Here is a 1340-nt window from a genome sequence, read left to right on the forward strand (position 1 = left end):
GAGCTATCTCCAAGTTGATAGCTTTCACCCTACCCTCAGTCATCAGAGCTATCAACGATATCGTGCGACTCCATCTGGTGTACCCAGACGTCATCATGACCAAGGGTAGATCACTCGGTTCGCGTCTGCCGCCGCTGACTTGACGCCTGATCAGACTCGCTTTCGCTTCGGCTGCGGGACTCATGTCCTTTAACCTTGCCAAAGACGGCAACTCGTAGGTTCATTATGCAAAAGGCACGCCGTCACACTTTCGTGCTCCGACCGCTTGTAGGCGCACGGTTTCAGGTACTATTTCACTCTTCTGTTCGAAGTGCTTTTCACCTTTCCCTCACGGTACTGGTCCACTATCGGTCTCTCGGGAGTATTTAGCCTTACCGGATGGTCCCGGCAGATTCACGCAGAATTCCTCGTGTTCCGCGCTACTCAGGATACCGCTATGCTTCGTCTTGCTTAGAATACCGGGCTGTCACCGTCTTCGGCCGAACTTTCCAAATCGTTCTTCTCGCAAAATTTCTTGCAACAACGCGGTCCTACAACCCCGTCCATGCCGTAACATGAACGGTTTGGGCTCTTCCCCGTTCGCTCGCCACTACTGGGGGAATCATTGTTATTTTCTTTTCCTGCAGGTACTAAGATGTTTCAGTTCCCTGCGTTAGCCTCCATCATTGATGGATGTTACCTCTTCAAGGTAACGGGTTGTCCCATTCGGAGATTCACGGATCAAGGGTTATTTGCACCTCCCCGTGACTTATCGCAGCTTATCACGTCCTTCATCGCCTCCGAGAGCCAAGGCATCCGCCATGCGCCCTTTCCTACTTTCCTTATCACGTGCACACTATATATTATAGTGCGGGATGATATATACTTTTAGCTTTCGTACTAAAATTACTTTTTGCTTGTTACATCATGTCATAGACCTATCTTTATGGTGGAGAATAACGGATTCGAACCGTTGACCCCCTGCGTGCAAAGCAGGTGCTCTAGCCAGCTGAGCTAATCCCCCGTTTTTTGCGGCTGCAAAGGTAAGCGTTTTCCTTCGTTACTGCAAATTTTTAAGGAAGTTTTTTCTTCCTTTTTTTTCGGGTAGTCCCAGGCAGAGTTGAACTGCCGACCTCTACATTATCAGTGTAGCGCTCTAACCAACTGAGCTATAGGACTAGCTTTTGTGATTCAGTTCAACCTAGTCTGTTACCGACTCGGCTTCATCTTTCTCTCTTCTATATCGTTAAACAAACTCCCATGCAGCACAAGGGACAAAACCCTTATTCAGGTCACGCTCCAGAAAGGAGGTGTTCCAGCCGCACCTTCCGGTACGGCTACCTTGTTACGACTTAGCCCCA

The 1340-nt window shown here is 49.1% G+C and carries 2 tRNA genes, 1 rRNA gene and 1 other annotated feature (1 of these 4 running past the window's edge); all 3 genes read right to left on the reverse strand.

The annotated features are described in order from the left end of the window. Positions 1-822 (reverse strand) — a sequence feature (23S ribosomal RNA rRNA prediction is too short) (it extends 261 nt beyond the left edge of the window). Between the two features lie 104 nt (positions 823-926). Beyond that, a tRNA-Ala gene (locus BACCOP_RS02495) sits at positions 927-1003 on the reverse strand. 81 nt (positions 1004-1084) lie between these two features. Further along, a tRNA-Ile gene (locus BACCOP_RS02500) sits at positions 1085-1158 on the reverse strand. Positions 1159-1282: 124 nt separating this feature from the next. Then, positions 1283-1340 (reverse strand): 16S ribosomal RNA (locus BACCOP_RS02505); the annotation flags it as partial.

Source organism: Phocaeicola coprocola DSM 17136 (assembly GCF_000154845.1).
GTDB classification, from domain to species: Bacteria; Bacteroidota; Bacteroidia; order Bacteroidales; family Bacteroidaceae; genus Phocaeicola; species Phocaeicola coprocola.